General features: G+C 36.1%; 16 protein-coding genes. 11 read left to right on the forward strand and 5 right to left on the reverse strand.

The window, feature by feature from the left end; translation table 11 throughout:
* Positions 1-14 precede the first annotated feature (14 nt).
* Together PEDSA_RS00240 and PEDSA_RS00245 are read left to right on the forward strand one after the other, a co-directional pair.
* Positions 15-983, forward strand: a complete 969-nt coding sequence (locus tag PEDSA_RS00240) for a PorP/SprF family type IX secretion system membrane protein (protein WP_041536915.1) — start codon at positions 15-17, stop codon at positions 981-983.
* A gap of 419 nt (positions 984-1,402) precedes the next feature.
* Positions 1,403-3,883 (forward strand): family 20 glycosylhydrolase, encoded by a 2,481-nt coding sequence (locus tag PEDSA_RS00245; RefSeq protein WP_013631139.1) that lies wholly within the window; start codon positions 1,403-1,405, stop codon positions 3,881-3,883.
* 592 nt (positions 3,884-4,475) lie between these two features.
* Here PEDSA_RS00245 and purH read toward each other — a convergent pair.
* Both purH and PEDSA_RS00255 read right to left on the reverse strand, forming a co-directional pair.
* A complete protein-coding gene (purH, locus tag PEDSA_RS00250) occupies positions 4,476-6,005 on the reverse strand; it encodes a bifunctional phosphoribosylaminoimidazolecarboxamide formyltransferase/IMP cyclohydrolase (protein ID WP_013631140.1) in 1,530 nt (509 codons plus the stop codon).
* A gap of 181 nt (positions 6,006-6,186) precedes the next feature.
* Entirely contained in the window at positions 6,187-6,525 is a 339-nt protein-coding gene (locus tag PEDSA_RS00255; protein WP_013631141.1) for a DUF4377 domain-containing protein, read from the reverse strand.
* Between the two features lie 192 nt (positions 6,526-6,717).
* Between PEDSA_RS00255 and PEDSA_RS00260 the strand changes: the two genes are divergently transcribed.
* Positions 6,718-8,703, forward strand: a complete 1,986-nt coding sequence (locus tag PEDSA_RS00260) for a DUF3857 domain-containing protein (protein WP_013631142.1) — start codon at positions 6,718-6,720, stop codon at positions 8,701-8,703.
* Positions 8,700-10,610: a DUF3857 domain-containing protein gene (locus tag PEDSA_RS00265; RefSeq protein WP_013631143.1), complete on the forward strand. Its 1,911-nt coding sequence runs from the start codon at positions 8,700-8,702 to the stop codon at positions 10,608-10,610. Before PEDSA_RS00260 ends, PEDSA_RS00265 begins: the two co-directional genes overlap by 4 nt.
* Positions 10,611-10,723: 113 nt before the next feature.
* Here PEDSA_RS00265 and PEDSA_RS00270 read toward each other — a convergent pair whose 3' ends face one another.
* On the reverse strand, positions 10,724-11,635 hold the full coding sequence (locus PEDSA_RS00270) for a nucleotidyltransferase family protein (protein WP_041536916.1): 912 nt from the start codon (positions 11,633-11,635) through the stop codon (positions 10,724-10,726).
* A 214-nt stretch (positions 11,636-11,849) separates the two neighbouring features.
* On the opposite strand from PEDSA_RS00270, the gene glmM reads away from it, so the two are divergent.
* A complete protein-coding gene (gene glmM / locus PEDSA_RS00275) occupies positions 11,850-13,232 on the forward strand; it encodes a phosphoglucosamine mutase (RefSeq protein ID WP_013631145.1) in 1,383 nt (460 codons plus the stop codon).
* 265 nt (positions 13,233-13,497) lie between these two features.
* Here the strand turns inward: glmM and PEDSA_RS00280 are convergent, their stop codons facing one another.
* Together PEDSA_RS00280 and PEDSA_RS00285 are read right to left on the reverse strand one after the other, a co-directional pair.
* Positions 13,498-13,866, reverse strand: a complete 369-nt coding sequence (locus PEDSA_RS00280) for a VOC family protein (protein WP_013631146.1) — start codon at positions 13,864-13,866, stop codon at positions 13,498-13,500.
* A gap of 8 nt (positions 13,867-13,874) precedes the next feature.
* On the reverse strand, positions 13,875-14,387 hold the full coding sequence (locus tag PEDSA_RS00285) for an alpha/beta hydrolase (RefSeq protein ID WP_052305743.1): 513 nt from the start codon (positions 14,385-14,387) through the stop codon (positions 13,875-13,877).
* Positions 14,388-14,827: 440 nt separating this feature from the next.
* Here PEDSA_RS00285 and PEDSA_RS00290 point away from each other — a divergent pair, with 440 nt between their 5' ends.
* The 6 genes from PEDSA_RS00290 (at position 14,828) to PEDSA_RS00315 (ending at position 26,971) form a co-directional block, all read left to right on the forward strand.
* Entirely contained in the window at positions 14,828-15,412 is a 585-nt protein-coding gene (locus PEDSA_RS00290; RefSeq protein ID WP_013631147.1) for a hypothetical protein, read from the forward strand.
* A gap of 345 nt (positions 15,413-15,757) precedes the next feature.
* Positions 15,758-18,916 carry a polysaccharide lyase family 8 super-sandwich domain-containing protein gene (locus PEDSA_RS00295; RefSeq protein WP_013631148.1) on the forward strand — a complete coding sequence of 1,053 codons (3,159 nt, stop codon included), beginning with the start codon at positions 15,758-15,760 and terminating at the stop codon, positions 18,914-18,916.
* Between the two features lie 11 nt (positions 18,917-18,927).
* A complete protein-coding gene (locus PEDSA_RS19370; protein ID WP_013631149.1) occupies positions 18,928-20,340 on the forward strand; it encodes a T9SS type A sorting domain-containing protein in 1,413 nt (470 codons plus the stop codon).
* Between the two features lie 90 nt (positions 20,341-20,430).
* Positions 20,431-21,849 carry a sulfatase gene (locus PEDSA_RS00305; RefSeq protein ID WP_013631150.1) on the forward strand — a complete coding sequence of 473 codons (1,419 nt, stop codon included), beginning with the start codon at positions 20,431-20,433 and terminating at the stop codon, positions 21,847-21,849.
* A 393-nt stretch (positions 21,850-22,242) separates the two neighbouring features.
* Complete coding sequence (locus tag PEDSA_RS00310) at positions 22,243-25,371, forward strand: SusC/RagA family TonB-linked outer membrane protein (protein ID WP_013631151.1); 3,129 nt, start codon at positions 22,243-22,245, stop codon at positions 25,369-25,371.
* A gap of 13 nt (positions 25,372-25,384) precedes the next feature.
* Positions 25,385-26,971, forward strand: a complete 1,587-nt coding sequence (locus PEDSA_RS00315; RefSeq protein ID WP_013631152.1) for a RagB/SusD family nutrient uptake outer membrane protein — start codon at positions 25,385-25,387, stop codon at positions 26,969-26,971.
* Positions 26,972-26,974 lie beyond the last annotated feature (3 nt).

Below are 26,974 nucleotides of genomic sequence, written 5' to 3' on the forward strand. Positions count from 1 at the left end.
TAATTATTTAAAGCGTGAATATTTTAAAAAGAATATATCTATTGCTAAGTGTAGTTACACTTAGCAATATACAACAAGGCAAAGCCCAAACAGAATTTCAAGGCAGTCAGTATCTGTTAGATAAGTCTTACATCAACCCGGCATTTATGGGACTTCATACCAAAGCTTCTGCAAACCTACAGTATCAGGTTGCAGGAACAGGGGAAGTAAGTGGTGCGAAAAACTATACCGTATCTGCTGCCGGGCATTTCAGTTTACCTAAACTGAGATGCGCCATCGGCTTTAACGCGGTAAAAAATACTTTTGGAAACGATAGTTACAGCGTAGGCTACGGTAATTATGTTTATCACTTACAGGTTTCAGAAGATATCATTATGTCGTCTTCATTGGGTTTGGGGTTACAGCAGTATAATATAAATCTTTATGATCAGGTAACTGCAAATCCGCTAGACCCTTTAGCAAGGCAAAATGTCTATAGTTCTAAATTAGATGGGCGTGTTGGCCTGTTGGGAACCCTAAAGAAACAATACTACTTAGGACTTTCTTTTGATAATATATTGTCTTTATATACCAACAATAATAGTTTTTCCTATCAAGTGCCTCCTACTTTCCGTAAGATTAATATGTATTTAATTTTGGGAGCTAATTACGAGACGGAAGACAATTTAGTAGTGATGCCCTCTGTTTTATTTATTAAAAATATGGGAGGTATTACTTCTTTGGATATCAATACTTCTATTATGATGGAAAAGTCATTTGTTTTAGGAGTAGGATTTAGGCAACGTGTTGAAGAGCGAAATTCATTTATGGGAGCCGATGAAAAAAGTATATCACAATCCATTTTAAGAGCCAATATGTCTTATCAACTGAATAATGTTAAGAATAATATGAGGATAGGTTACTGTTATAACTTTAACGCGGCTAAAAGTGGTGTTAAAGTAGGAAGTCATGATATTTCGCTTTCTTTTAGTATGCCTCATTAGAGCTGAGAATTTTTCATTGAATCCGAAAATATCGGTGATTCTTTGCGAACACTTATGGTTTCAAGGCGAATTATTCGCCTTGAAATTATTTCCACAATAAAATTAAAACCTATACTCCTTAGTCATATCACTTTCAATATCTAAACATATTGTCTTCTCAGATGTGATAATAAGTGCCAATTCTTTTAATCTTTCTTTTATCTCTTTTACAGTTCCAATAACCAAAGGGAATGATAATGTCTTAGGTAAAGATATTCAGTATTTCGATCCAGGAATTTAACTTTTAAATCATAGTAGTAGTATCTTTTAGAAAAACATCTAAAGGAAAAGTATTTTATGCAGAAATATTTAAGATATTCATGGATCCTAAATGTGTATTAAAGTGTCTTATGTATATAAACTCTTTTTAAATTTTTACAATGAGATATAAATTATTAGTAATCGTCTTACTTTTTTGCAGCTTAAGAGGGATGTCTGATGCTATTCATGAAATTATAGAAGTCAAATGGGATTTAATAGATACGGAAACAGGTAAGGCAAACCCGGTGTCGAGGTTGACAATTATAAATCCTACAGATAAGCCTATTTCCTGCAACGACTGGAGTATCTGGTTTAATTACATGAGAAGAATAGACCCGCTTTCTGTAGATAAAAGGTTTAGCATTACTCATAAAAATGGCGACCTGTATCGTTTGGGATTTGAAGAAGCAAACCTTTTTATTCCTGCCAAAGGAAAACTGGAGATAAACTATGTTACTAAAGGGCTGGTACCAAATTTTACAGATGTGCCCTCTGGACTATATGTTTTGAATGAGAAAACAAATGAGACCAATAATATTAGAAACTATGATATAAATACGGATGTATTTACTCCAGCTCAGCAGAAAATAAAATTGGCAGCGCAATATGACATTAATAATAAAAATCTGGGTGGCGAAAAGCAATTGATTATTCCAACGCCGCAAACACTCCAATTAAAAACAGGAAAGGGATTTGTTTTGTCAGGTTCTACTTCTCTAATATTTCAACCCCAGTTTGAGAAGGAAGCAGGTAGGATAAAGGAATTCTTTAAATCTACTTTGGGTATCGATTTGAGTCCTGTTAAAAATAATGGAAGTGTTGTGAGTTTTGTTTTAGACAAAAATTTAGGCGCCGAATCTTACAAAATAGAAATACAAAGCAATAAATTGGAAATTAAAGCTTCCGGTACAGCCGGAGCTTTTTATGCTATTCAGAGTATAAAATCTTTGATTTCTGCAAATCAATGGAAAAAATCATCGTCAGTAGTGCTGCCTGAACTTAGCATTAATGATAGCCCAAGATTTGGATACAGAGGAGTTTCGATAGATGTGGCGAGAAACTTCCACGATAAGTCGGCTATTTTTAGAATTATTGATGCAATGGCGATGTACAAACTGAATAAATTGCACATGCATTTGATTGATGATGAAGGTTGGAGGTTGGAAATAAAGTCTATTCCAGAACTAACGGAAGTTGGTAGCAGGAGATCGGCGGGTTATTCCACCGGTTTAAGTCTGCAGCCTTCTTATGGTTCGGGAGCAATTGCTTCAAAAAATCAATATTATACGGAAGAGGATTTTATTGAGATACTTAGGTATGCAAAAGAGAATCATATAGAAGTGGTAACAGAAATAGAAACACCTGGGCATTCCAGAGCAGCAATTAAGTCTATGCAGGCCAGGTATCAAAAATATCTGGCGTTGGGGAATATTGCAGAAGCCGAGCGTTATTTATTAAATGATCCGTTGGATTTATCTATCTACAGTTCTGCACAATATTGGAGCGATAATGTAATGAACGTAGGCATGCCATCTACTTATCGATTCATCTCCACCGTTATCGATGAGGTAAAGTTAATGTACAAGAAGGCCGGTTTAGAGATGAAGCAAATTCATTTGGGAGGCGATGAAGTCCCGCGTGGGTCGTGGGAGAAATCTCCTAAAATTAAATCTCTTATGGATAGCTTGAAAATGACCTCTGTTTACGAAGTATGGCCTTATTATATTAGCAGGATATCGGATTTATGCAAAGAGAAAGGTTTGACTTTAGCCGGATGGGAAGAAATGGGAATGAAGAACGACGGGAAGGGAATGAAAGTTAATCCGGCTCTGGCGAACAGAGGTATCAGACTAGACGTGTGGAATAATATTGTTGGAGGAGGGCAGGAAGATCTCGCTTACAAACTTGCCAATGCCGGGTATCCAGTGGTTTATACCAGTGCAAGTAACCTTTATTTTGACTTAGCGTGGAGAAATGTTTTTGATGAACCGGGACATACCTGGGCAGGGTTTATCGATTTGTACAAGGCTTACTCGTTTTTACCAACTAATTTTTTCCTTAATATAACAGAGGATAGTAAAGGGAAGAAAGTAACATCGGCTCTTTTTGAAAAGAAAGAGAGATTGACTGCAAAGGGAAAGCAGAATATAATAGGTATTAAATCTGGCGCTTGGTCTGAGAAGATTTTAACGACCGACCGACAGGAATATATGTTGTATCCGAGAATGTTAGCATTAGCAGAACGGGCCTGGGCTAAGGAAACTATTTGGGAGAAAAATAATACGTTTGATAAGTCTGCTTTCGATAAAGATTATAAAAACTTTGTAGCGAAGGTAGGAGAGGATGAGCTGGGAAAACTTAATGTAATTAACGGAGGATATCATTATCGTTTGCCTGCAATTGGAATAAAAGAAGCTGCTGGCAAGTTATTACTAAATGTTGAATATCCGGGGTTTGATATTTTTTATACCGATAACGGAGAAGAACCCGGTTTAAGATCTGAAAAGGTTGGGCAGTCTGTAGCGTACGATGCTAAAAAGACTTATAAATTCAGAGTAATAACCGCTGAAGGTAGGATGGGAGAAGTTGTGACTTTGTAGAAAGCCCATTCAGCGTAATCGGTTTTCTAATAGGAAAGGGCACAACCGGTGACTTGGTTTTATAAAGGAATGGTATTGGACGATTGATCGTCTAAAAACTGATATTTAGAATAACATATTCTAATGTAGACTGTCTTATAAAACAACGACACAATTTATTAAACACTCCTGGATTACTTTATTCCTAAATGTTCGAGATTCTTCCGAGACAAAGGGCATTCTGATTCGAGACAGATTTGGGTCTGTTTCGAATTTTCTTTGAGATTTCTTCGACAGTTGTTCGACAAAACAGTAGTTTTCTTCGGGTGCGCTTCGACAAGTCTTCGACAAAAAGGGGTATTTCTTCGACAAAGCTTCGGCAACAGCCGAATCCGACTACAAGAAATATCGAAGAATGAGGCTAAAACTGCCGAATCTGTCTCGGACTAATATGTGCTTTGTCTTCTAAACATCTGGAAGCAGAATCGACCATCGTATAGGTTTATAGAAAATTGGTAAGTGTAATCTTTAGTGTGGGCAGGAATCGATAAAAAACAAAACAGGAGATATAGCGCATATATCTCCTGTTTTGTTTTATTCAGTTATTGGCTGATTAATGTTTAAAGTGTCTAACTCCGGTAGTCACCATTGCTAAACCTTTTTCATTAGCCTTGTCAATAGAATCCTGGTCTTTAATAGAGCCACCCGGTTGTAAAACCGCAGTAATTCCTGCTTCAGCAGCTAATTCAACACAATCAGGGAAAGGGAAGAAAGCATCAGATGCCATAACAGAACCTTTTAAATCAAAACCAAAAGACTCTGCTTTAATAACCGCTTGTTTTAACGCGTCAACTCTGGAAGTCTGTCCAACACCGCTAGCAATCAATGTATCGTTTTTAGCGAAAACAATGGTATTAGATTTAGTGTGTTTAACTACTTTATTCGCAAAGAATAAGTCTTTTAATTCTTGTGCTGTTGGTTGTTTCTCTGTAACCGTAGTCATTTGTTCCGGGCCTTCGCAAGTATTGTCTTTGTCTTGCTCTATAACGCCGTTTAATAAAGTTTTGAATAATCTTTTAGGAAGCTCAATATCTTTTCTTCTTAAAATGATTCTGTTTTTCTTGGTGGTGATAATAGCTTCAGCTTCTTTACTATAAGAAGGAGCGATTAAAACCTCGAAGAATAATTTATTGATTTCTGTAGCTGTAGCTTCGTCTACTTCGCCATTGCAAATGATTACACCACCAAAAGCAGAAACCGGGTCACAAGCCAGGGCATCGTTCCATGCCTCAAACAAATTAGTTCTGCTGGCAACACCACAAGCATTGGTATGCTTTAGGATAGCAAAAGTAGGTTCTGTAAATTCATCTATTAATGCTACTGCTGCATCAACATCCACTAAATTATTATAAGAAAGCTCTTTTCCATTCAATTTATCGAACATGGCGTCTAAATCACCATAGAAAAAGCCTTTTTGATGAGGGTTTTCTCCGTAACGTAAAACAGAAGCTTTTTGCTCGCTTTGTTTAAATACATTTAATGTATCATCACCTTGATTGAACCAGTTGAAGATTGCTGTATCGTAATGCGAAGAAACGTTAAATGCGTTTCTTGCAAACGCTCTGCGTTGCTCTAAAGATGTAGATCCGTTTTGCGCTTCTAACATATTGTTTAATGTAGAATAATCATCTTTAGAAGCTATAATTACAACATCTTTGTGGTTTTTTGCAGCCGCTCTGATTAAAGAAATTCCACCAATATCGATTTTCTCGATAATAGCTTGTTCCTCTGCACCAGACCTAACCGTTTCCTCAAAAGGATAAAGATCAACAATAACTAAATCTATTTCTGGAATTTCATATTGAGCGATTTGCTCCTGATCACCTGTGTTATCTCTTCTGTTTAGAATTCCACCAAAAACTTTTGGATGCAAAGTTTTTACCCTTCCACCTAAAATAGATGGGTAAGAAGTTAAATCTTCAACCGGAATTACATCAACCCCTAGGTTTTTAATGAAGGTTTCGGTTCCGCCAGTAGAGTAAATATTTACTCCCAGCTTTTGAAGTTGAAGAATAAGTGGTTCTAAATTGTCTTTGTAAAAGACTGAAATTAAAGCGTTTTTAATCTTTACAGGATGATTCATTGATGTGAAATTTGAAAGGTGCAAAGATAAGGTTTTTTAAAAAGAATTCTGTCTAATTTATTGAAAATTAGGAGAAGTGATAGATCAACTTCTTTTCAATACTAAGGGATGTGCCGATAGTGCTCAAATTTAACTATTAAAAAGAGGTTTTAGTAAATCTTTCTAGCTGCTTTTAAGAAGCTTAATCCGGAAGATTCTCAGAATCCTTTTTCGTTTTAGAAAGCTCCTTTACCAGGATATAACGAATCGAAGACGCATCTGCCGGAGGGTTAGCGATATTCTCTTTTTTAATAATTAGTTCGTATTCATATCCCGGCTCGTAGTTGAATCCCTGGATATTATCATATAAATAAGTCCAGTTTTCGTCTTTGTTTTCTTTTACCAATAAGCATTTCTGCGGACCAGCGCCAACGCAATCAACTTGTTTTGAAGCGACGTAAAGATTGGGATTACTTTTGCAAGCCATAGTTAGAACTGCAAAAATGACAATTACTATTGATAGATATTTTACTTTATTCATGACTAAGCTGTTTTTCTTTGTTACTAGATAACTGTTTACTAACAACGAAAGCCGAAAAAGGTTCTATGGGAAGGTTGCCAGTAAAGAAATTCGTTAAATTCTTATGTTGTAATATCTTTTTTTTAATTTAAATGTTTTGTTTTTCTTTTAAATTGTTAAATATTTGTTTTTAAATTTTCATTTGTTAATGGTATGAAGAAAATAGTTGCTTTAATAAACCTTTTGCTGTTTTTTCTAAGTTCTTTTGCTCAGAGAACGGAATATAAGTTTGGATTATTAGACAGAGAGCATTTAGATATGAAGGTTTATTCCCCAGATTCTTCTGCAAATTCTTTTGTAATAAGTGAATATGGCTATTCATTTATTTCAGAAGGGGAAGGACAAGGTCTAATTTTTGAATACTATGTGAAAATCAAAATACTCAATGATAAGGGAATTAATGAGGCAAATATCTCTATACCCTTAAGAAAGCAGGATTCAAATTACTTTGAGAAGATTTACGACATAAGAGCAGTGTCTCATACGCTGGATGAAAATAATACATACCGTAAGACGGAGTTAGACCGGAAAAATATCTATACAGAGAAAAAGAATAACTATTTAGACGTTGTAAAGTTTGCTATTCCTAATGTGAAGGTTGGTACCATAATAGAATATTGCTACAAGGTAGACAGCCCTTTTATTTACAATTTTAAAAAGTGGAATTTTCAATCAACAATTCCAAAAAAGGAAAGTGTGTATTGGGCGAAAATACCGGGAAACTATAACTATAATATTTCCCTTAAAGGGTTTTATAAGTTGTCGGACTCAAAATCAGAATTGGTAAAAGATTGCTTTAAAGTTGGCGGTGGTGTTGCGGATTGTGGTTTGTATAAATATGAAATGAAAAATATTCCAGCTTTCATAGAAGAGGAATATATGACAAGTGGAGAGAATTATCTTTCATCTGTCAATTTCGAGCTTATAGAAATTAAATATTTTAATGGCACCACAAAAAAGTTTACGAAAACATGGCAAGACATTTATAACGAGCTAAAGTCTAATGATGATTTTGGATTGCAGATCAAACGAAATTCTGATTTATTTAAAAACGAGCTGAAGCCAATAATAGAAACGGAAACTGACAAAGAAATTGTTGCAAGGAAAGTTTATGATATTGTTAAGAATTGGTATAAATGGAATAATTATTATGGGAAATATGCCGATTTAGGCTTAAAAAAGGCATATGAATCCCGGATCGGTAATATAGGAGATATCAATCTCGCTTTGATTGGAGCTTTACAATACGCAAAAGTAGATACTGAGCCGGTACTTGTATCTACCAGAGATAATGGACTACCCACCAGGCTTTTTCCGGTAATGAGCGACTTTAATTATGTGATTGCCAAGGTTAATGTTAATGACAAATCTTATTTGCTGGATGCTTCGGATAAAGAACTTGATTTTGGAATGCTACCGTACCGTTGTTTAAACGATCAGGCGAGAGCAATTGGTAAAGATTCTTGTTATTGGGTAAGTTTAAAACCAACTGAAAAATTTAAAAAATGGGAATATATGAATCTGGAGCTGGACTCTACAGGTTTAATAAAGGGACAAGTTGTTAAAAGATATTACGGTTATGATGCCTTGAGTAAGCGAAAGCTAATTAAAACCTATGCCTCTGAAAATAAATATATAGATGAATTAAGACAGAAAACACCAGGTATAAAAATATTAGATTTCAAAATCAGTAATTTAGATTCTCTCGCGGCTCCACTTGTAGAAGAATTGAATATTGAAATAGATGCTTTTGATAATCTCCATGGAGATAAATTGTCTATAAATCCGTTCTTTATGGGACATATGAAGGAGAACCCATTTAAACTGGATGAAAGAATATATCCTGTTGATTTTGGAGCGAAAACAGAATCTAACACTGTTTTAAACTTGAAGATTCCTAGCAATTTTAAACTGGATTATGCTTCGCCTGCTGTTGCTTTACAATTACCCAAAGGAAGTGGACATTATATTTGTCAGGTTGAGATGAGGAACGATAACATAATTAGTATGTACGAAAAGGTAGTTATAGATAAACCTATTTATTTTAGTGATGAGTATCAATACCTAAAAGAACTCTACAATAAAATTGTCCAGGTGAATAAAACCGAACTAATAATTTCTAAAACAGCAGCCAAATGAGGAAAATCGTTGCCGTAATGGCTCTGTTTGCGGTAAATCTAATGTCTGTTAGAGGACAGGATTATCAGGTGAAAAATATTCCTTCTCATTTAAAGCAGGAAGCTACAGTAGTTGTAAGAAAAGATTCCAGACAGATTCTGATTAATGCCCCAGATAACATGGTGTATAAGTTTAAAAAGGCGATTACCGTGTTTGACAAGAATGGAAGGGAATATGTTAATTTTAAGATTCCTTATAATAAATCCAGAAAGATTAAATCACTAAATGTTAACGTTTATAATGAATGGGGGATTTTAGTAGGTAAAGTAAAACAATCTGATTTTAAAGATGAAAGTTATATCAGCAATTATTCATTGTTCGAAGACGACCGGGTAAAGATTTATACTCCGTTTATAGAAACATTCCCTGTTACATTCGAACTGGAATGTGAAGTGGCTATGAACCAAACTTTAATTATTCCGGATTGGTTCCCTCAACCAGATGAAGAAGTAAGCGTACAACAGTCTACTTTAGAGATTTCTAAGCCCACGACTTTTCAAATTAATTATACAGGCTATGGTTTAGACGATAAACCGCAAATACAAACCTTAGGTAAAAGAGAAGTGCTAACCTGGAAGCTGGAGGATTTAGCTGCTTTTAAACAAGAGCCATACAGTCCACTGCTAAACACCCGCTTGCCCAATTTGATGTTTAGCCCTGTACATTTTGTATATGAAGGCGTATCGGGGAATTATTCCAATTGGCAGGAATATGGTAAATGGGTTAATAATGCACTTTTAAAAGGGCGTGATGTAATTTCTAAAGAAACAGAAGCGAGTGTGAAGAACCTGGTTAAGGATGTCAAGGATAAAAAGGAAATAGTAAGATTGATTTATCAATATGCGCAAAAGAAGAATAGGTATATCAGTGTGCAGATAGGTATCGGCGGTTTTATGCCAATGAAAGCATCTGAAGTAGATAATGTATCTTATGGAGATTGCAAAGCCTTATGTAATTATACGATGGCTTTGTTAAAAGCAGCAGGAATTACAGCTTATTATACGGAGGTATATGCCGGGGGCAGAAAAGTAAGTTTACATCAATCGTTTGCAAGTGGCGGGCAGGGTAATCATATCATACTATATGTCCCATTGGATACTGAAGCTATATGGTTAGAATGTACCAGTAAAGATAGTCCCGTTGGCTATCTGGGAAGTTTTACTCAGGATAGAAATGTATTGGTAATAAAAGAAGACGGAGGACATATTTATAAAACCCCTGCATACACCTGGAAAGACAATCTACAGATTCGGTCTGCCAATATTACATTGGATCTTGGGGGAAATATTGTTGGTAAAATAGAAACAAAATTTGCCGGTATACAATCGGAAAACAGGGGCGATATTGAAGTGCTTTCCCCTGTAGGAAAGGAAACCTATCTTAAGAAGATATTTCCATTCCCCAGCTTGGGTGTTCATACCTATCAACTAGATCGAAATATCGGTAATACTCCAAATACCAGAGAAATATTGAAGTTTGCTTCACGAGAATATGCGACAGTCAAAGGTCCGTATGGACAGTTTGATCTCAATCCTTTAAATGTAAGTACCCGCCAATTACCCGATACGGAGAGCCGCAAAAATGAAGTTTATATTAACGAAGGTTATACCGATGTAGATAGTATTTCTTACAGTTTGCCAAAAGAATTTAAGGTAGAGAATTTGCCTATATCAATTGTTAAATCTTACCCTTTTGGTGAGTACGAATTTAGCGCTCAATTGATTGGGGATAATAAAATTCTTGTTCACCGAAAAATGGTTTTAAAAGAAGGGACTTATCAAAAAGAAGTTTACAAAGATCTGGTAGAGCTTTATAAAACGGCTTACCGATATGACAGGAGCAGATGTATAGTAAAACGAGCCAATTAAACGTTATTCAGGAAGCTTGGTATTAAATGCACTTTCTTCAATGTAGTTGAGAAATCTCTTTTATTGGTAAAAAGAAATTTCTCAACTATGTTGAAACATGCATACCCTGTGTGTTAAAACCACAAATTTTCTGGGTATACCCCAGCATTTACCAATGCGGACAATTTTTCCTGAACAATAGGTTTATCCTCTTTGTAAGTTACACCGAACCACGTTGATGAAGTAGGTAACACTTTAAACCTGGCTTTACCCGATTTAATAATTTCTTCAGCGATAGAAGGAATATAAAATTCGTTTGTTCCGTTTTCCTGATCGTTCTCTGCGGCAAAATTTTTGAACATTTCAATACCTACTTGAAAAACCTTGGGAGTGAAGCCCCAGAAATTCATAGAGGCATAGCTGTTTTCAGGAACTGGGAAAGTGCCTTCTGGTTCGTCAAAAACCATTTTACCATTATCACGATAAACTTTCGTCCTTTCGGTAATTTCAGACATATAACCTTCTTCGTCTACAGAGAAAATTCCTCTGGATACTTTTCCGTGGTCAGAAAGTGTGTTGTTTACTTCAAACCCCATTAAAGCAAGATTTTCATCGGTAACCTCCTCACTTAAGAACTTGTACATCTTTTCGAAAGATTCGTATCCATAAAAATCGTCGGCATTGATTATGCAAAAAGGCTCGTCAATCTGGTCTTTGGCAGAAATTAACGCATGTCCCGTTCCCCATGGTTTTTGTCTGATAATTTCTTGAGCTATACCAAATTTGGTTAAATCAAAATCCTGAAAAACATAATCTGTCTCTATTTTACCAGCTAGTTTCTCGTCAAAAATTCTTTTGAATTCGTGATGGAAATCTTTCTTAACAATAAAAGACACCTTTTTAAATCCTGCCTTTATCGCATCATAAATAGAATAATCGATAATTGTTTCGCCCGAAGGACCAAAACTATCAACTTGTTTCAAGCTTCCGTATCTGCTGGCCATTCCGGCAGCAAGAATTAATAGCGTAGGTTGTTTATTTGTCATAATAAATCCGAGTGTGTTCGATAACGCAAGGTATAAAATGTAAATCATAAAAAAAATAATATTGTTAAATGTGTTCGGACACAAGCTGTAATTTATATCTTTGTTATCGGACACTGGCGTGTTAATCCAACCGATTGGGACATGCGGTTCTTACATTTAGAGTTTCAACTCTTTTTTAAATTTTAGATATTCGTTAAAAATTAAAATCTGAAAAATGACATTAATTAAGTCTATCTCTGGGATTAGAGGAACCATAGGAGGTAAAGCCGGTGAGGCCTTAACTCCTGTAGATATTATAAAATTTACAGCGGCATACGGTAAATGGATTGTAGCTAAAACCGGAAATAATAAGATTGTAGTAGGCAGAGATGCTCGTATTTCCGGCGAAATGGTACGTAATCTGGTAGTGGGTACATTACAAAGTATCGGAGTTGATGTTGTTGACTTAGGTTTGTCTACTACGCCAACTGTAGAAGTAGCTGTGCCGGATGAAAATGCTGCAGGAGGTATTATTTTAACGGCAAGCCATAATCCAAAGCAGTGGAATGCCCTAAAATTATTAAATAATAAAGGCGAGTTTATCTGCGATCAGGACGGTAAAGAGGTATTGGCTTTAGCCGAAGATTTAGATCTTTCTTTTTCTGATGTAGACCATCTTGGGAAAGTAACTTATGACGATTCTTATCTTCAAAAACATATAGACAAAGTATTGGCATTGCCATTGGTAGATGTAGCAGCAATTAAAGCAGCTAAATTTAAAGTCGCTATAGATGCTGTAAATTCTACGGGAGGTATTTTTGTGCCTGCTTTGTTACGAGCTTTGGGCGTAGAAACTGTGTACGAATTGTATTGCGAACCTAATGGGCATTTTCCTCATAATCCAGAGCCACTTCCGGAGCATCTGACAGAAATATCAAGAGTTGTAAAAGAAAATAAAGCCGATTTAGGTATCGTTGTAGACCCCGATGTAGACCGCTTGTGTTTTGTAAATGAAGACGGATCTATGTTTGGAGAAGAATATACATTGGTGGCTGTTGCTGATTATGTTCTGAAAAACACACCGGGAAATACAGTTTCTAATTTATCTTCGACACGAGCCCTTCGCGATGTTACCGAAGAAGCCGGACAAACTTATAATGCTGCGGCGGTAGGGGAAGTAAATGTGGTTAATAAAATGAAGGAGACCAATGCGATTATTGGTGGCGAAGGAAACGGTGGGATTATCTATCCGGAATCACATTACGGAAGGGATGCTTTGGTTGGTATCGGTTTATTTTTGTCTCATTTAGCTAAAGAGGGAAAATCAATTTCGGCATTGCGGACAAGTTATCCAGCTTACTTTATTTCAAAAAATAAAATAGAACTGGAGGCAGGAATGGATATCGACGGTTTGCTGTTAAAAATCCAGGAGCGTTATAAAGAGCAACCTATAAATACAATAGACGGCGTAAAGATTGAATTTGGAAAACAGTGGGTGCATTTAAGAAAATCTAACACCGAGCCAATCATCAGAATTTATTCCGAGTCGTCTTCCGAACGGGAAGCAAACGAACTGGCAGAAAAAGTTATTAGTGATATTAAGGAAATCCTGAAATAAATTTCCGAAATTTATAGCAGCCTGAGGAGTATAATTATTGTTTTTTACTTTCTTGGTTTGGTTTCTTAGTGGGAAACTTTAATTGTTTACAAATCAGGCTGTTTTTTAATTAGTTTATTAGTATTATTAAGTTCCAGTATGTCGCTTTTTGCTTTTAAACTTTATTAAAAGGCATTATCTCTTTATTCAAAACGATAAACTACGGACTGAAAACGAACAACTATCAATTCAAACTTTGGTCTCCGGTCTTCCGACTTCGGACGCCTTATTCCGAAACAATAAGATAATAATCGTCGGGATCCCATAAGCTAAACTGGTTCTTCAGCGAGTTTTCGTTGTAATGAATTTCCTTCTCAATATTGGCATTAAGATTTTTAGCGCTGCTGAAAATTGCTTTTATATCATCAACCCTAAAAAATAATATGACTCCGTTTCCAACCTTTTCTGTAGGATTGCGCATAGTTGGATGGTCATGTTCGCCCCATCGGTGTAGACAAAGGATAACCTTATCGTTATCTTTTAATATTTCGAAGGTGTCGCCACCATGGGCACTTTTACATCCAAGTAGATTTTGATAAAAAAGGGAGCTTTGCTGGATATCTCTCACCGCTATTATTGTTTCGATATTAACCATTTCTGTTTCTAATTTTTAATAAATTCAACAATGCTATTTAAAGTCTGGTTTTGTTGCTCTTCTCGTGTAATGCTAGCTTTATTATCGCCAAGTTGAAATCCGTAATAACCAAATTGAGCATGGTTACCACCGGTGATTTTTTGAAAAATTGTGTTTTTAGGCAGTTTAGATCGATTGTTGAAGAGGGATTCCTCATCGGCAACACCATCTTTAGAACCGTAAATTTTAAGTACCGGTATGCTGATATCGGCAAGAGAAATATCACGCGGATGGCTGGTACCAATTAGTATAAGCTTGTCTGCCAAACCGGGGTTTTCATACACAAATTGTGCCGCCATTTTGGCGCCTTGAGAATGTCCGGCAAGTATATAAACCTTTGTGGTATCGTTAAATAAACGAAGTGTTTTTGGTTTATTATAACCGTAAGTGGCAAGCCTGAAAGGCATTTTTATCAGATATACTTTAGTATCATTTTCTGAGATTCTTTTACAAAGCGGTGTATAAGCTTTGGGATCAACCATTGCACCTGGATAAAAAAACAAAACATTTTTATATCTCCCTGTAGGAGTGAAAGAGCAATAATCAGTTGTCTCTGTTACAGTAACGTAATTGTCTGATTGAAAAGCCGCTTTATTAACGCCATGGGACTGAAATGAATGAAATTGCCAGCAAATGAATAATATACCCAGTGCAATCCAAACCGTTTTGCTGATTTTTTTAAGAGTCCACTTTTTTTATTCATTGTTATGGCCTTATATGTAAATGTCTGAAGTTAGGTTTGACCGGCAAACTCTAGATTTTCTTTGTATGGTAGCTCGCATTTTAATGCATTAAGATAGTTATTTTTGAAATACATTGTGGGTAGGCATGAAAGCCAGTTAGTATCCAAACTAGGTTTGAAGTTGTTTACATAACCAGTATTGCATTTTTTAAAGTCCAGGCAAATTGCAAGATTTGCAGCATGAAAAAAATGGTAACTGCAGTGTTGCTAATGATGTCTATAAAGTCTTTTGCTCAAGTGAACTATTGGTTTAGATATACTAAAGAAGTAATGTCTATAGCTGATTTAGAGGTACAGGCTAGGGCATTAGAAAACGACAGGGCTCAGTACTCATTACGTGGATGGAGTTTTATTCCCTTAAATCCCAAAGGGCTGGAATTGATAGCTTCGCCATCTTATTTCTATCATAAACGACCAGTTAACTCTCGCCAGGAGTTACGTTTATCTGCCGGGTTTCGAGAAACTTTTGGCATAGTAGCCACTATACAAGGGCGTAGCCGGGTATTGGCAGATTACAGACATTTTATAGATGAACCGGCAGAATGGCGTTTCAGATTACAACAGGCTATTATCATTCCGTTAACAGAACGATATAAAATTAGACCACAAGCCGAATGGCTGCTGAGTAAATACACGGCAGACGAAGTGAGGTTAGAGTTGAGTGGTTTTTCTAAAGTTTTAAAGAATCACGAAATAGCTTTGGGATATCAGGCCCAAATTATCCATTCACTGGCGCACCATTGCTTGTTGTTACAGTTTAGGTAGGATAATCAATTATTCTTATTAGAATGGGATTCAATATGATCTGCTGTTTCCCTCATCTGCCCTTCGGGCACCTTCTTCAGAGCAGGTAGAAGGATATTATAGGAAAGGTTATAGCTGTTTTGTTTTTAGTAATTCTGTTCATCTTTTATTTTCCTTCTCTATAAGGGAGAAGGTGGCTGTAAGCCGGATGAGAGGGATTCTTAGCGATATTTTAAGTCTATCCAATAAGATTTATTCTTTAAAATAGAGTAGCCGGTACGAAAAATTTACCCTACTTCAACCATTCATTACCCCCTGTCAGAATCGTTTTATAAGCAATTTGGTTTTATAAACGATAAGCCAATTATGAACAAACTTTTACCCTTACTGTTTTTATGTCTTTTTGTTAAAAGCTCTTTTGCTCAGGTTATGTACGAAGATTTTGAATCGGGTGTTCCGGTTTATTTTTCATCCAATGCTTCGGGAGCTTTAAGTATAAAGAACCTGCATAAAAAGAAAGGAGCACAAAGTTTATCATGGAATACCAAAACGGGAGATGTATTAAGTATTTCAGGATTAGGAATTTCTACTGCAGATATCTATAACTATGCTGCAAACGCAGCACAATTTTGGATCTATTCCAAATCAGCTACTAAAGACACCCTTGTTTTTAGATTTTATGATACCTCCAACAACCTAAAAAGAGAGGGCCGTATTGTGCTTAATTATACAGGGTGGCGAGATTTTCACAGAAGTTATCGTTACGATTACAATAATGGAACAGAACAACCAGGATTTCCGCTTAATAAAATAACGGTTACTTATAGGGGATATCAGGGAAATACAAATGCTAATGAGGTCTTTATGGATGAAATGACATTTGCCAAGAATGGAGATGTAAGAGTTCCGGGGCCTCAGAATGGAGACGATTATCAGCACTTTCGTTTTACCAGTAATTATACACAAGCTATTTTGTCTTATCAAAATCAACCCGATTTACCAGTAACAACAGCAACATCTTCAGAAATAACAGCTATACAGTCTTTAAGAAATCAGTATCAACGTACTGTAGGTAGTGCTAATGCTACCCAAATAGCGACAGCAAAAACGTATGTTACGGGATTAAATATTACGACTAACCCCGACGGAACTTTAAATGGAAAGGGAATATATGATATCTATAAGTTAGATACCCTTCTTAAGATTTCTAATTATGTAGCCTACCTAAGCAGAGCTTATGTGAAGAATAATGATGCCGATGCCCTGGCAAAACTGAACGCCTTTGTTCCTTATTTAATAGAACAGGGCTTGGCAGAAGGCGGTAGGGTGGTTATACCTTATAATGATTATTCTTCCGCCAGAAATTTTCCGATAGGCTTTTTAGAAGCTTTGCCTTTGTTAAGTAATACGGCTGTGAAAGAAAGTATGGTGAAGATGCTAAAATGGTCGCATGAGTTTAATAATATCTATAATGCTAGCCCAACTCCAGGTTTAGAACTGGATTATATGTACCTAAAGTCTAATTTATTACTTGAGCTGGCTTTATTAGGTGCAGATAACAATCTTGTTGCCAGAGACCTGAAATCTTTTTCCAGATATCTGGAGCAATATACATATACGGGTGAAGGTGGAAGAGACGGAATTAAAATAGATGGTTCTGCTTTTCATCATCAAACGGCTTATCTCAATTATTTATATTCTTATACATCCTGGATTTCCAGAGCCTACGAGTTAAAGGGAAGTCCTTTCCGAATTTCTTCTGTAGCCTATAATAACATGAAGAAAGCGTTAAAAACACTTTTACTACAAACTTCTAAAGGAACCCTTATACCGCATGCTACATCAGGAAGAGCCCCATTTACAGCTGCTGTTCCTGTAAATGCAGCCAGTATAGAGAAATTTATCGAAGTAGGTGGTGATCTGATCGGACAGGCGTATGATACGGATATGGCTCAGTTTTATAACTATATCTACCAGAGTAATAAATACCCTGTGACTGCTATAAATCTGGATGGCTATCATCAGTTAAATTATGCGCAAACGGGGACTTATAGAAAAGGAAATTGGATAGCGGTATCTAAAGGATTAACAGATAGGATGTTTGGATCCGAAATTTATACCGCAGAGAACAGATATGGCAGGTATCAAAGCTACGGATCTTTAGAAGTACTGTATGATGGCAATCTGGCAAGTTCTGGATATATAGCCGCGGGCAATGGTTGGGATTGGAATATGATGCCAGGAACTACAAGTGTCGTACTTCCTTACGAAGATTTAAAGCCAATAGTATCTGGTACAGCAAGTGAGTACCAGGCAAATGCCTATGCGGGCGCTTTGGGAAATGGGAAGTACGGGATATTCGGGCTTAATTTTGCTCAAAATCCAGGGAATAGATATATAGGACAGCAATTACAATTTAAACAAAGCGTATTTACTTTTGATAGTTTAATGGTTTGTTTAGGGAGCAGTATATCGGCCCAAAACAATAGTGGGAAAGTTATATCTACCCTTTTTCAGAACGTAAAGGCAGATAATACTTTGCCAATTTATATTAACCAAAATCTGCAAAGCGGGGCAATTGATCAGCAAATAGACCTGAGTCAGCAGTCTGTAACTTTAATAAATACGCAGGGGACAGGATATTATATCCCCAAGGGAAATAGAAACCTCAATATATTCCGGGGAAACCAATCTAGTCCGCAACATACTACCAATTATACTTCAACTACGGCATCGGCTTATGCCAGTAAGGCATGGATAGACCACGGAACATCTACTAATAATAGTCAATATAACTATGTGGTGGTTCCGGCTACAAACAATAATAAATTAAATGCTATAGCACAGAAAGTAAATAATGGTGAACTGTTTCAGATACTGAGACAAAATGATTCGTTACATGTAGTCAAATCTCTGGCCGATACTGTTTATGCTTTTAATAGTTTTTATGCCAATCCGAATATTCGTATCGGTAAGGTATCAGGGATTGACAATGCAGCACTTTTCTTTGTAAAAGAAGGCGAAAATAGTGTAGATATTAAGATTGTTTCACCAGATCTGAATGTGGTTGATAATGCTTTTTCTGGTTGGGTATCAACTGTAAAGCCTATTACGATAAATATAAGAGGTTCCTGGAATGTAGCAAGTAATCCTGATAATGCTACCGTTAATCAATTAGATACTGTTTGTGCAATAACTTTTAATTTGAAAGATGGTCTTGAGCAGGAAATTAAGTTAAACCACAACATTTTAAGCATTCAAGAACCAGAAATAAATAAGCCGAAGAAAGCGTCAGAAGATACAAGAGTTTACCCCAATCCATTTCATTCCCAGATAAAAGTTCTGATTAAAGAATATTTAAAAGAGGATGTGAAAATATATGATGCTTTAGGAAGACTAGCGGCCAGATTGGATAAATCTATTGTCAAGCCAGAGGAAGAGAATGTTCTTGACTTTTCCTTTTTGAAAGCAGGGGCCTATTTCATAGTAATCGATAAAACTACTCAAACAATTATAAAACAATAAATCTTAAAATTATGAAAAAAACTTTACGCACTTCTTTAATACTAATGTTGGCAGCAGGAGCTGTCCAAGCACAGTTTAGCCCTTATAGTTATACCGTTAATGTGAATTTGAATAGAGGGGTTGGAAATGATAGTACAGCTAATGGTGTAAACTCTAAGTGGTACGAAAGTCCAAATCCTGTTACAGCAAATATACAAGGACGGTTTTTTCCGAATATTACGGACGGAGCATATAAGTTAAGAGCAATATCTTATCAAACGGATGCTCAATTTACTTTGTCAGGAGAAAAATTAACTATAAAAAATTCGACCAGTGGTTTAGCAAAAGTTTCTGCGTATAACATACAAAATGCAAGTGCTATTGCTAAATTTTCTTTTGATTTAGATCTTACAGATTATACAGGTATAAAAGAATTTGTCTTTGCTTTTGGAACTGCAATGATGCCAAATACATTAATTAATACCAGCTCTACGACATCTGCACCAACAGCAGATATCTTTGGTTCATTTAGAATTGTAAAGTCAGGTAATTTAGTAACACAATATAGAAATAGCGATGGTACCTCAAATCTAAATACAGCTTCTTACTTAATTAAAGCAGGGGAATCTCAAAGAGTAGAGATTTTTGTAAATAGTTCTGCATCCGATATCATTTATTCTTATGGGATATCTGAAGCACCAGTAACGCTTTTAGCAAATACATATCATGTATATGTTAAAGGGGTTAGATATGCAGAGGGCTTTCCAAAAGTAGGTACAGCATATGTTCAACCTACTATTAATACTTTGTCTTTTGCATATGCTTCTGCTGGTAGTGGTGGTACGCCAGAGAAGGTATCTATTTCTAATATTTCAGTAACCTATCAATCAGAAACTAATCTTCCAGTTTCTCTAACCTCATTCAATGCTGCAAAAACTCAAAACGGTGTGCAATTAAAATGGCAAACAGCATCCGAACAGAATAATCAATATTTCGATGTTTTAAGATCGGTAAATGGAAAAGATTTCGTAAGTATAGGAATTGTGAATGGAGCCGGTACAACATCAGAAGCCAGAAGCTATTTTTTTATTGACCATAGCCCTGTTTCAGGTTATAATTATTACAAATTGAAACAAGTAGACGGTGATGGGAAATCAACCGTTTATGAAAATAGAGTACAATCTGTTAATTGGGGCTTTTCAGAAGATAATGTCTCTGCATATTTTTCAGCAGATAAATTAATTGTGCAATTTAATTCGGATAATGCCGGAGAAGGAAATATTAAACTTGTAACAGTAGGAGGAAAGCAGGTGTTTTTAAAAAAGGTAAATGTTACAAGAGGGAATAATGAATTTGTTTGTGAAGCAACGGGTACAGTTAGTGGTATTTATTTAGTGAAAGTAAATACAGGTGAAAATGTTAAGAATATGAAAATTATAAAATAGTTTTTGCTTTATAATAAAGGAATCCGAAGTACTCTATTGATGTGCTTTGGATTCTTTGTATATATGCTTTTTGAATAATTAATTAAGACTATGAGATATCTGATTTTTGTTTGTTGTGTGCTATTTAGTTTATCTGTAACGGCACAATCTAAAGAAAAGAAACGGCCTAATGTTTTAATGATCGCGGTTGACGATTTAAATGATTTTATTGGAGCCCTGGGAAATCCGGATGCCATTACCCCAAATATTGACAAACTGGCTGCAAAAGGAGTTGTCTTTACCAATGCACATTGTCAGGCACCATTATGCGGTCCTTCCCGGGCGTCTATCATGACAGGTTTAAGGCCATCTTCGACAGGGATTTACGGGATGATAGCTGATAATGACATTAAAAATGTAAACCAACTTAAACAGAAAACGCCTCTATTGCATCAGTATTTTAAAGATGGAGGATATCATATTCTAGGAGTTGGAAAGATTTATCACCAATATTTCCCTGACGGTTTATTAGATGAAGAAGGTGGAAAATCAGAGTATGGACCTTTTCCGGAAAAAAGATTTAAATGGGATAAGAAAGGTACTGCTACAGATTGGGGCGCTTTTCCAGAGAAAGATACAGAGATGCCAGATGATCAGGCTACAGAATGGGCTGTTAAAAAGCTATCTCAGCAATATGAGAAGCCATTTTTTTTAAGTGTTGGATTGATTAGACCACATGTGCCTTGGTATGTGCCACAAAAATGGTTTGATCTTTACGATCCTCAAAAACTTCATTTACCTGCTTACTTACCGAATGACAAAGCAGATTTGCCAGGTATCACCAAAAAAATAGATGATTGGCCAATGATGCCAACTACAGAATGGGCTATTAAGAATAACGAATGGAGAAATATTCTTCAGGCTTACCTGGCTTGTGTTTCTTATACCGATTATAATATTGGAAGAATACTGAAAGCACTGGAAAAGAGCGAATATGCGGATAATACCATTATTGCATTGTGGTCTGATCATGGTTACAGATTAGGAGAAAAGAATACTTTTGCAAAAGTAGCTTTATGGGACAGAGCAACCAAGGCGCCACTAATATTCTCGGGAGCCGGTATTCCGGAGGGAAAAAAATTGGATCAGCCGGTAGAGTTACTCAATATCTATCCGACGTTGACGGAGTTGGCTGGGCTAAAAGCGAACAGGCTTAATGAAGGGGCATCGTTGGTGCCATTAATGACAAAAGAAAACTATAATTGGACAAAGCCTGCTATTACAACCTGGGGAAGAAATAATCATAGCATTAAAACGAATAATTACAGATTAATCAGATATGAAGATGGTTCGCTGGAATTATACGATGTGCAAAGGGATCCCAACGAATGGGAAAATCTGGCAGCCAGAGAAGACTATCAAAAAGTAATAAAGCAGTTACAAAATCATTTGCCAAAGCAAAATGTTGCTTGGTCAGACAAGTCTTTTTATAACGCTAATGAGTATTTTAGGAATAAAGGACTAAAATAGTTGTCTACAGTATCAATTTTTTTATAAAAGTCGGTTCAAACATTAGGCTGCTTGGCTTAGTCTTTGAACCGACTTTCTGGTTAAATAAGAGTGTATTGGTTAGGACAACTTATAGTTTATAAATACCCAAAGAATTTCTAAAACAGGTGTTAAAAAAAATGTTTAATATAAAACGCCTGAAAAATATTGGTTATAGTAATATAAAGCCTAATTAATTGCTGAGAGCCTATTTTGAACTAATTATTACCCTCATTTTAACTAATTATTACCCTTTTATTGATGGTCATTTAATGAAATTTGAGATAACACATTTTATTAAACGAAAAGGGCTCTAAATTGAGCGGGCCTAAAGAGAGTTAAAACAGGGTATTGATTTTAAAAAATGAAGAATTTATGAGGAAGATTTCTTTTTTCCTATTCTTACTCATCTCTTACGTAAACTTATCCGCACAGACAACAAAGCAGATAACAGGTTTAGTAGTAGATGCAAGTCAAGGAGACCCCTTGATAGGAGTAAGTGTTTCTATTAAGGGGAGTACATTAGGCGCGATTACTGATGTTAATGGAAAGTATTTAATTAAAGTAAAAGTAGACGAGAAACCAACTTTAGTATTTAGGTATCTGGGTTATGTAGTACAAGAAATTGCCGTGGGAGATAAAACTGTAGTTAACGTAAGGTTAGCGCAGGAGAATAAATCACTTAACGAAGTTGTTGTTATCGGTTATGGTGAAGTACAACGTAGAGACGTTACTGGATCTATCGGTTCTGTAAAAATGGAAGATTTGCAGAAAGCTCCAGTTGGAACAGCATTAGAAGCACTGGCAGGTCGTGTAGCGGGTGTTCAAGTGCAATCAGACAATGGTAAGCCAGGTGGTGGTATGAACATTGTTATTCGTGGAGCCAACTCATTAACACAGGATAACTCGCCTTTATATGTAATAGATGGATTCCCGATGGAAGATGCTAATAATAACATCTTAAATCCATCGGAGATTGAGTCTATGGAGGTACTAAAGGATGCTTCTGCAACTGCAATTTATGGGGCCCGAGGAGCTAACGGTGTTATCTTGATTACTACAAAAAGAGGCAAAGAAGGTGCGCCTGTTATCAATTATTCAGGATATGGTGGTTTCCAGAGTGTCATCAACAGAATGGAATTAATGAATCCTTACGAATTTGTAAGGTTAGAGGCAGAGCGTGACCCAACCGGCATAAAGAAAACTTACTTGCGTGGTGATACTACCTTAGAGTTTTACAGAAATGTAGCAGGTTATGATTGGCAAGACCAATTGTTCAGAACTGCGGGTATGCAAGATCATTCTTTATCTGTATCCGGAGGAAATAAATCAACTAGATATTCCTTCTCAGGGAATTTATTCGATCAACAAGGTGTAATTATCAATTCTGGATTTAACAGAAAGCAAGGAAGAGTAACGATAGATCAAACTTTCAACGATAAATTTAAAGTTGGAGTAGACGCAAGATATACCAGTACAAAAACTTATGGTACATCTCCGGGCGACCCTGATTCAAGAAACTCATCCATGAACTATTTGATGTATAGTGTTTGGGGCTATCGTCCGGTTACCTATATAGAAGGTCAGGATCTTTTGGATAATTTATTCGATCCGGATGTTAATACAAGTAACGACTATCGTATTAATCCAATTTTATCAGCTAAGAATGAGTTGAGAGATGTCTTCAACAAAAGAATTATTTTCAATGGGTTTGCAGAATATGCTTTCACGAAAGAATTGAAGTTGAAAGTAACAGGGGGTATTAACTCTTCTGATTGGAGAAATGACGTTTTCAACAACTCACAAACACGTTACGGACATCCACAAAGTTTAAATAAAGTTAACGGTAGTATTTTATATACAGAGAGCGATACCTGGTTAAACGAAAACTTATTGACCTATAATAAGCGTTTTAATAAAAAGCATAGCTTAAATCTTGTTGGAGGGGTGACTTTCCAGGAAAATAATTATAAGCGCTATGGTATAGGAGCTATGTATTTACCTAACGAAAACCTTGGTTTAGCAGGTTTAAGTCAGGGTGTAGCGATGCCAATTACATCAATCAATACGTCTTGGTCTTTGATGTCTTATTTAGCAAGAGCTACCTACAACTATGCAAGTAAATACATTTTAACAGCATCTTACAGAGCCGATGGTTCTTCTAAATTTGCGAAAGGAAACAGATGGGGCTTCTTCCCTTCTACTTCTTTAGCGTGGAGAGTAATCAATGAAGATTTTATGAAAGATCAAAAAATCTTTACGGATGCTAAAGTTAGAATTGGATATGGTGTTACAGGTAACAACAGGGTGTCTGAGTATCCATCTTACGCTAAGTTAAATTTTGATAATGTTGGACCTAATGACAATGGATATTATGCTTTTGGAGGTGCTTTAACACAAGGTTTATTCATTAGTTCTCTAGCTAATCCAGATTTAAAATGGGAAAGTACTGCTCAAAGTAATATTGGTATAGATTTAGGAGCATTTAAACAAAGAGCTACCTTAACCGTAGATTACTATAAGAAGAAAACAACAGATTTATTGTTGAACGCTTTATTACCAACATCTACAGGTTATAGTTCTGCTTTTAAAAATATTGGTAGTACAAGTAACGAGGGTATAGAGATTTCTTTATCTGGTGATATTATTAAAACGAAAGATTTTAGCTGGAATTCTTCTTTCAATATCGCTTTCAACAGAAACAAAGTATTGTCTTTAACTCAAAATCAGGAGTCGTTGACAACAGCGTTGAACTGGGACAAAGACTATACTACCACTCCTTTGTACATAGCTAAAGTAGGTCAGCCATTAGGTCAGTTCTACGGTATGATTTGGGAAGGGGTTTACCAACCAGAAGATTTTAACGAGTTAGGTGTGTTGAAAGGAAATATCCCAACTAATGGAAATCCTCGCGAAAGCATTAAACCAGGAGATATCAAATACAAAGATTTAAACGGCGACGGTGTAGTTGACGATTTAGACAGAACAGTTATTGGAAGAGGTTATCCATTGCATACAGGTGGTTTTTCAAATACATTAAACTATAAACGTTTTGATTTGAACGTGTTTTTCCAATGGTCTTATGGTAATGATATCATGAACGCCAACAGATTAATGCTTGAATACGGTGTGAAACCAAGAACCAATCAATTTGCAACATTTGCAAACAGATGGTCACCGGATAATATGGATACAGATATGTTCAGGTTAGGCGGGCAGGGGCCAACAGGTAATTCTTACTCTACCAGAGTTATTGAAGATGGCTCTTATTTAAGGTTGAAAACAGTTTCTTTAGGTTATACTGTGGATCCTGTTGCATTGAAGAAACTTAAAATTAAGTCGTTAAGATTCTATGCGTCAGCACAAAACTTATTTACGATTACGAACTACACAGGATATGATCCAGAGGTTTCAGTAATGTACTCGGGTTTAACTCCAGGATTTGACTATTCTTCATATCCAAGACCAAAAACTATTGTGTTTGGATTAAATCTTTCACTATAATATTTGATAGATTATGAAAATGATATTGAAAAAATTAAATATAAAAAGCGCTTTACTGGGGCTGACAAGCGTGGCATTGTTAAGTGCAGCTGGATGTTCAAGCTTTTTAGATAAGGAACCTACATTTATTACAAAAGATAACTATTACGCTAACGAGAACGAAGTAAATGTAGGTTTAACGGGTATTTACTCGGTTTTAGGTAATGAAGATGTATACGGGAGTAGTTTACCTTATCACCTCTCCATGTCAGACGAAGCGGTTTGGCAAAGAAATACCACACTGACTGGACCAGAAGTTTATGTATATGACTCGTCTAATCAATTGGTGGGTAACTTATGGAAATACTTATATGAGGGCATTGAAAGAGCGAATGTTTTCTTAGCTAAAGTAGAAGAAGCAAAAATGGATTCTACCAAAAAGGCAATTGCTATTGGCGAAGCTAGATTTTTAAGAGCTTATTACCACTTTGTATTGGCTAGTAATTTTGGTGAAGTACCATTAAAGAAGCAACCTACATATTCTGTAAATGATGTAAATGTGCCAAAAGCTCCAATGAAAGAAATGTATGAGTTCATTGCTTCCGAAATGGAGGCAGCAGAAGCAGTGGTACAACCAATTTCAGTTTATGGGCATGCAGGCAGAGTAACCAAATCTGCAGTAAGAGGAATTTTAGCCCGTGTTTATTTGAAGATGGCAGGTGCTCCTTTAAATGGAGGAAGACCGTATTATGAAAAAGCTGCTGAATGGGCCGGAAAGCTTGTAAATCCACAAGGGGCTGATTATAAACATAAGCTGGTTGCTGATTATAAGCAGGTATTCAAAGATATGGCCGCTGATAAATATAATATCGATGAATCTATTTGGGAAGTTGAATTCTACGGAAATAGAGTAGGAGATTTTGAAGCAGGTAGACACGGTAATATTGGAGGTATCCAATTTACAAATGAGAGTGGGCCAGATTCTTTGGGCTATAGTTACGGATTTCTTTTAGCTACTAAAAAGCTTTATGATAATTATGGAGCTAATGATACAGACCAAAGGAGAGATTGGAATATAGCTCCTTATGTTTATAACAATACTACCGGGGTAGCAACGGCTAGACCTGAAGTAGATAATAGATTCTCTGCCAAATTCAGAAGAAACTACGAAGTAGTAAAACCACGTCATAAAAACTATACACCAATAAACTTTCCATTATTGAGGTTTTCTGATGTATTATTAATGTATGCAGAAGCTAAAAATGAGTTAGGTGAAGTAGGCGAAGCAGGCTTAAAAGTTAAAATGGTGAGAGACCGGGCTCATGCTATAGATAGCACATCGACTATAGGAGCTGATCAGGTTAAGATGAGACAGTTTATCAAAAACGAACGTTATAGAGAGTTAGCTTTTGAAGGATTGAGAAAGTTTGATTTGATAAGATGGGGTGAATTTGTAAACACTATGCAGGAGCTTGGTGACAATATTAATACAACATATCCGGCAGGACGTAAATATGCTGCTTTCGGCCCTAAGAATGTTTCTGGAAGACATGTGACCTTGCCTATTCCATTAGGCGAGTTATCACTAAACGGATTAATAAAGCAAAATGTCGGTTGGTAATCT

The sequence above is a fragment of the Pseudopedobacter saltans DSM 12145 genome (assembly GCF_000190735.1).
Lineage (GTDB): Bacteria > Bacteroidota > Bacteroidia > Sphingobacteriales > Sphingobacteriaceae > Pseudopedobacter > Pseudopedobacter saltans.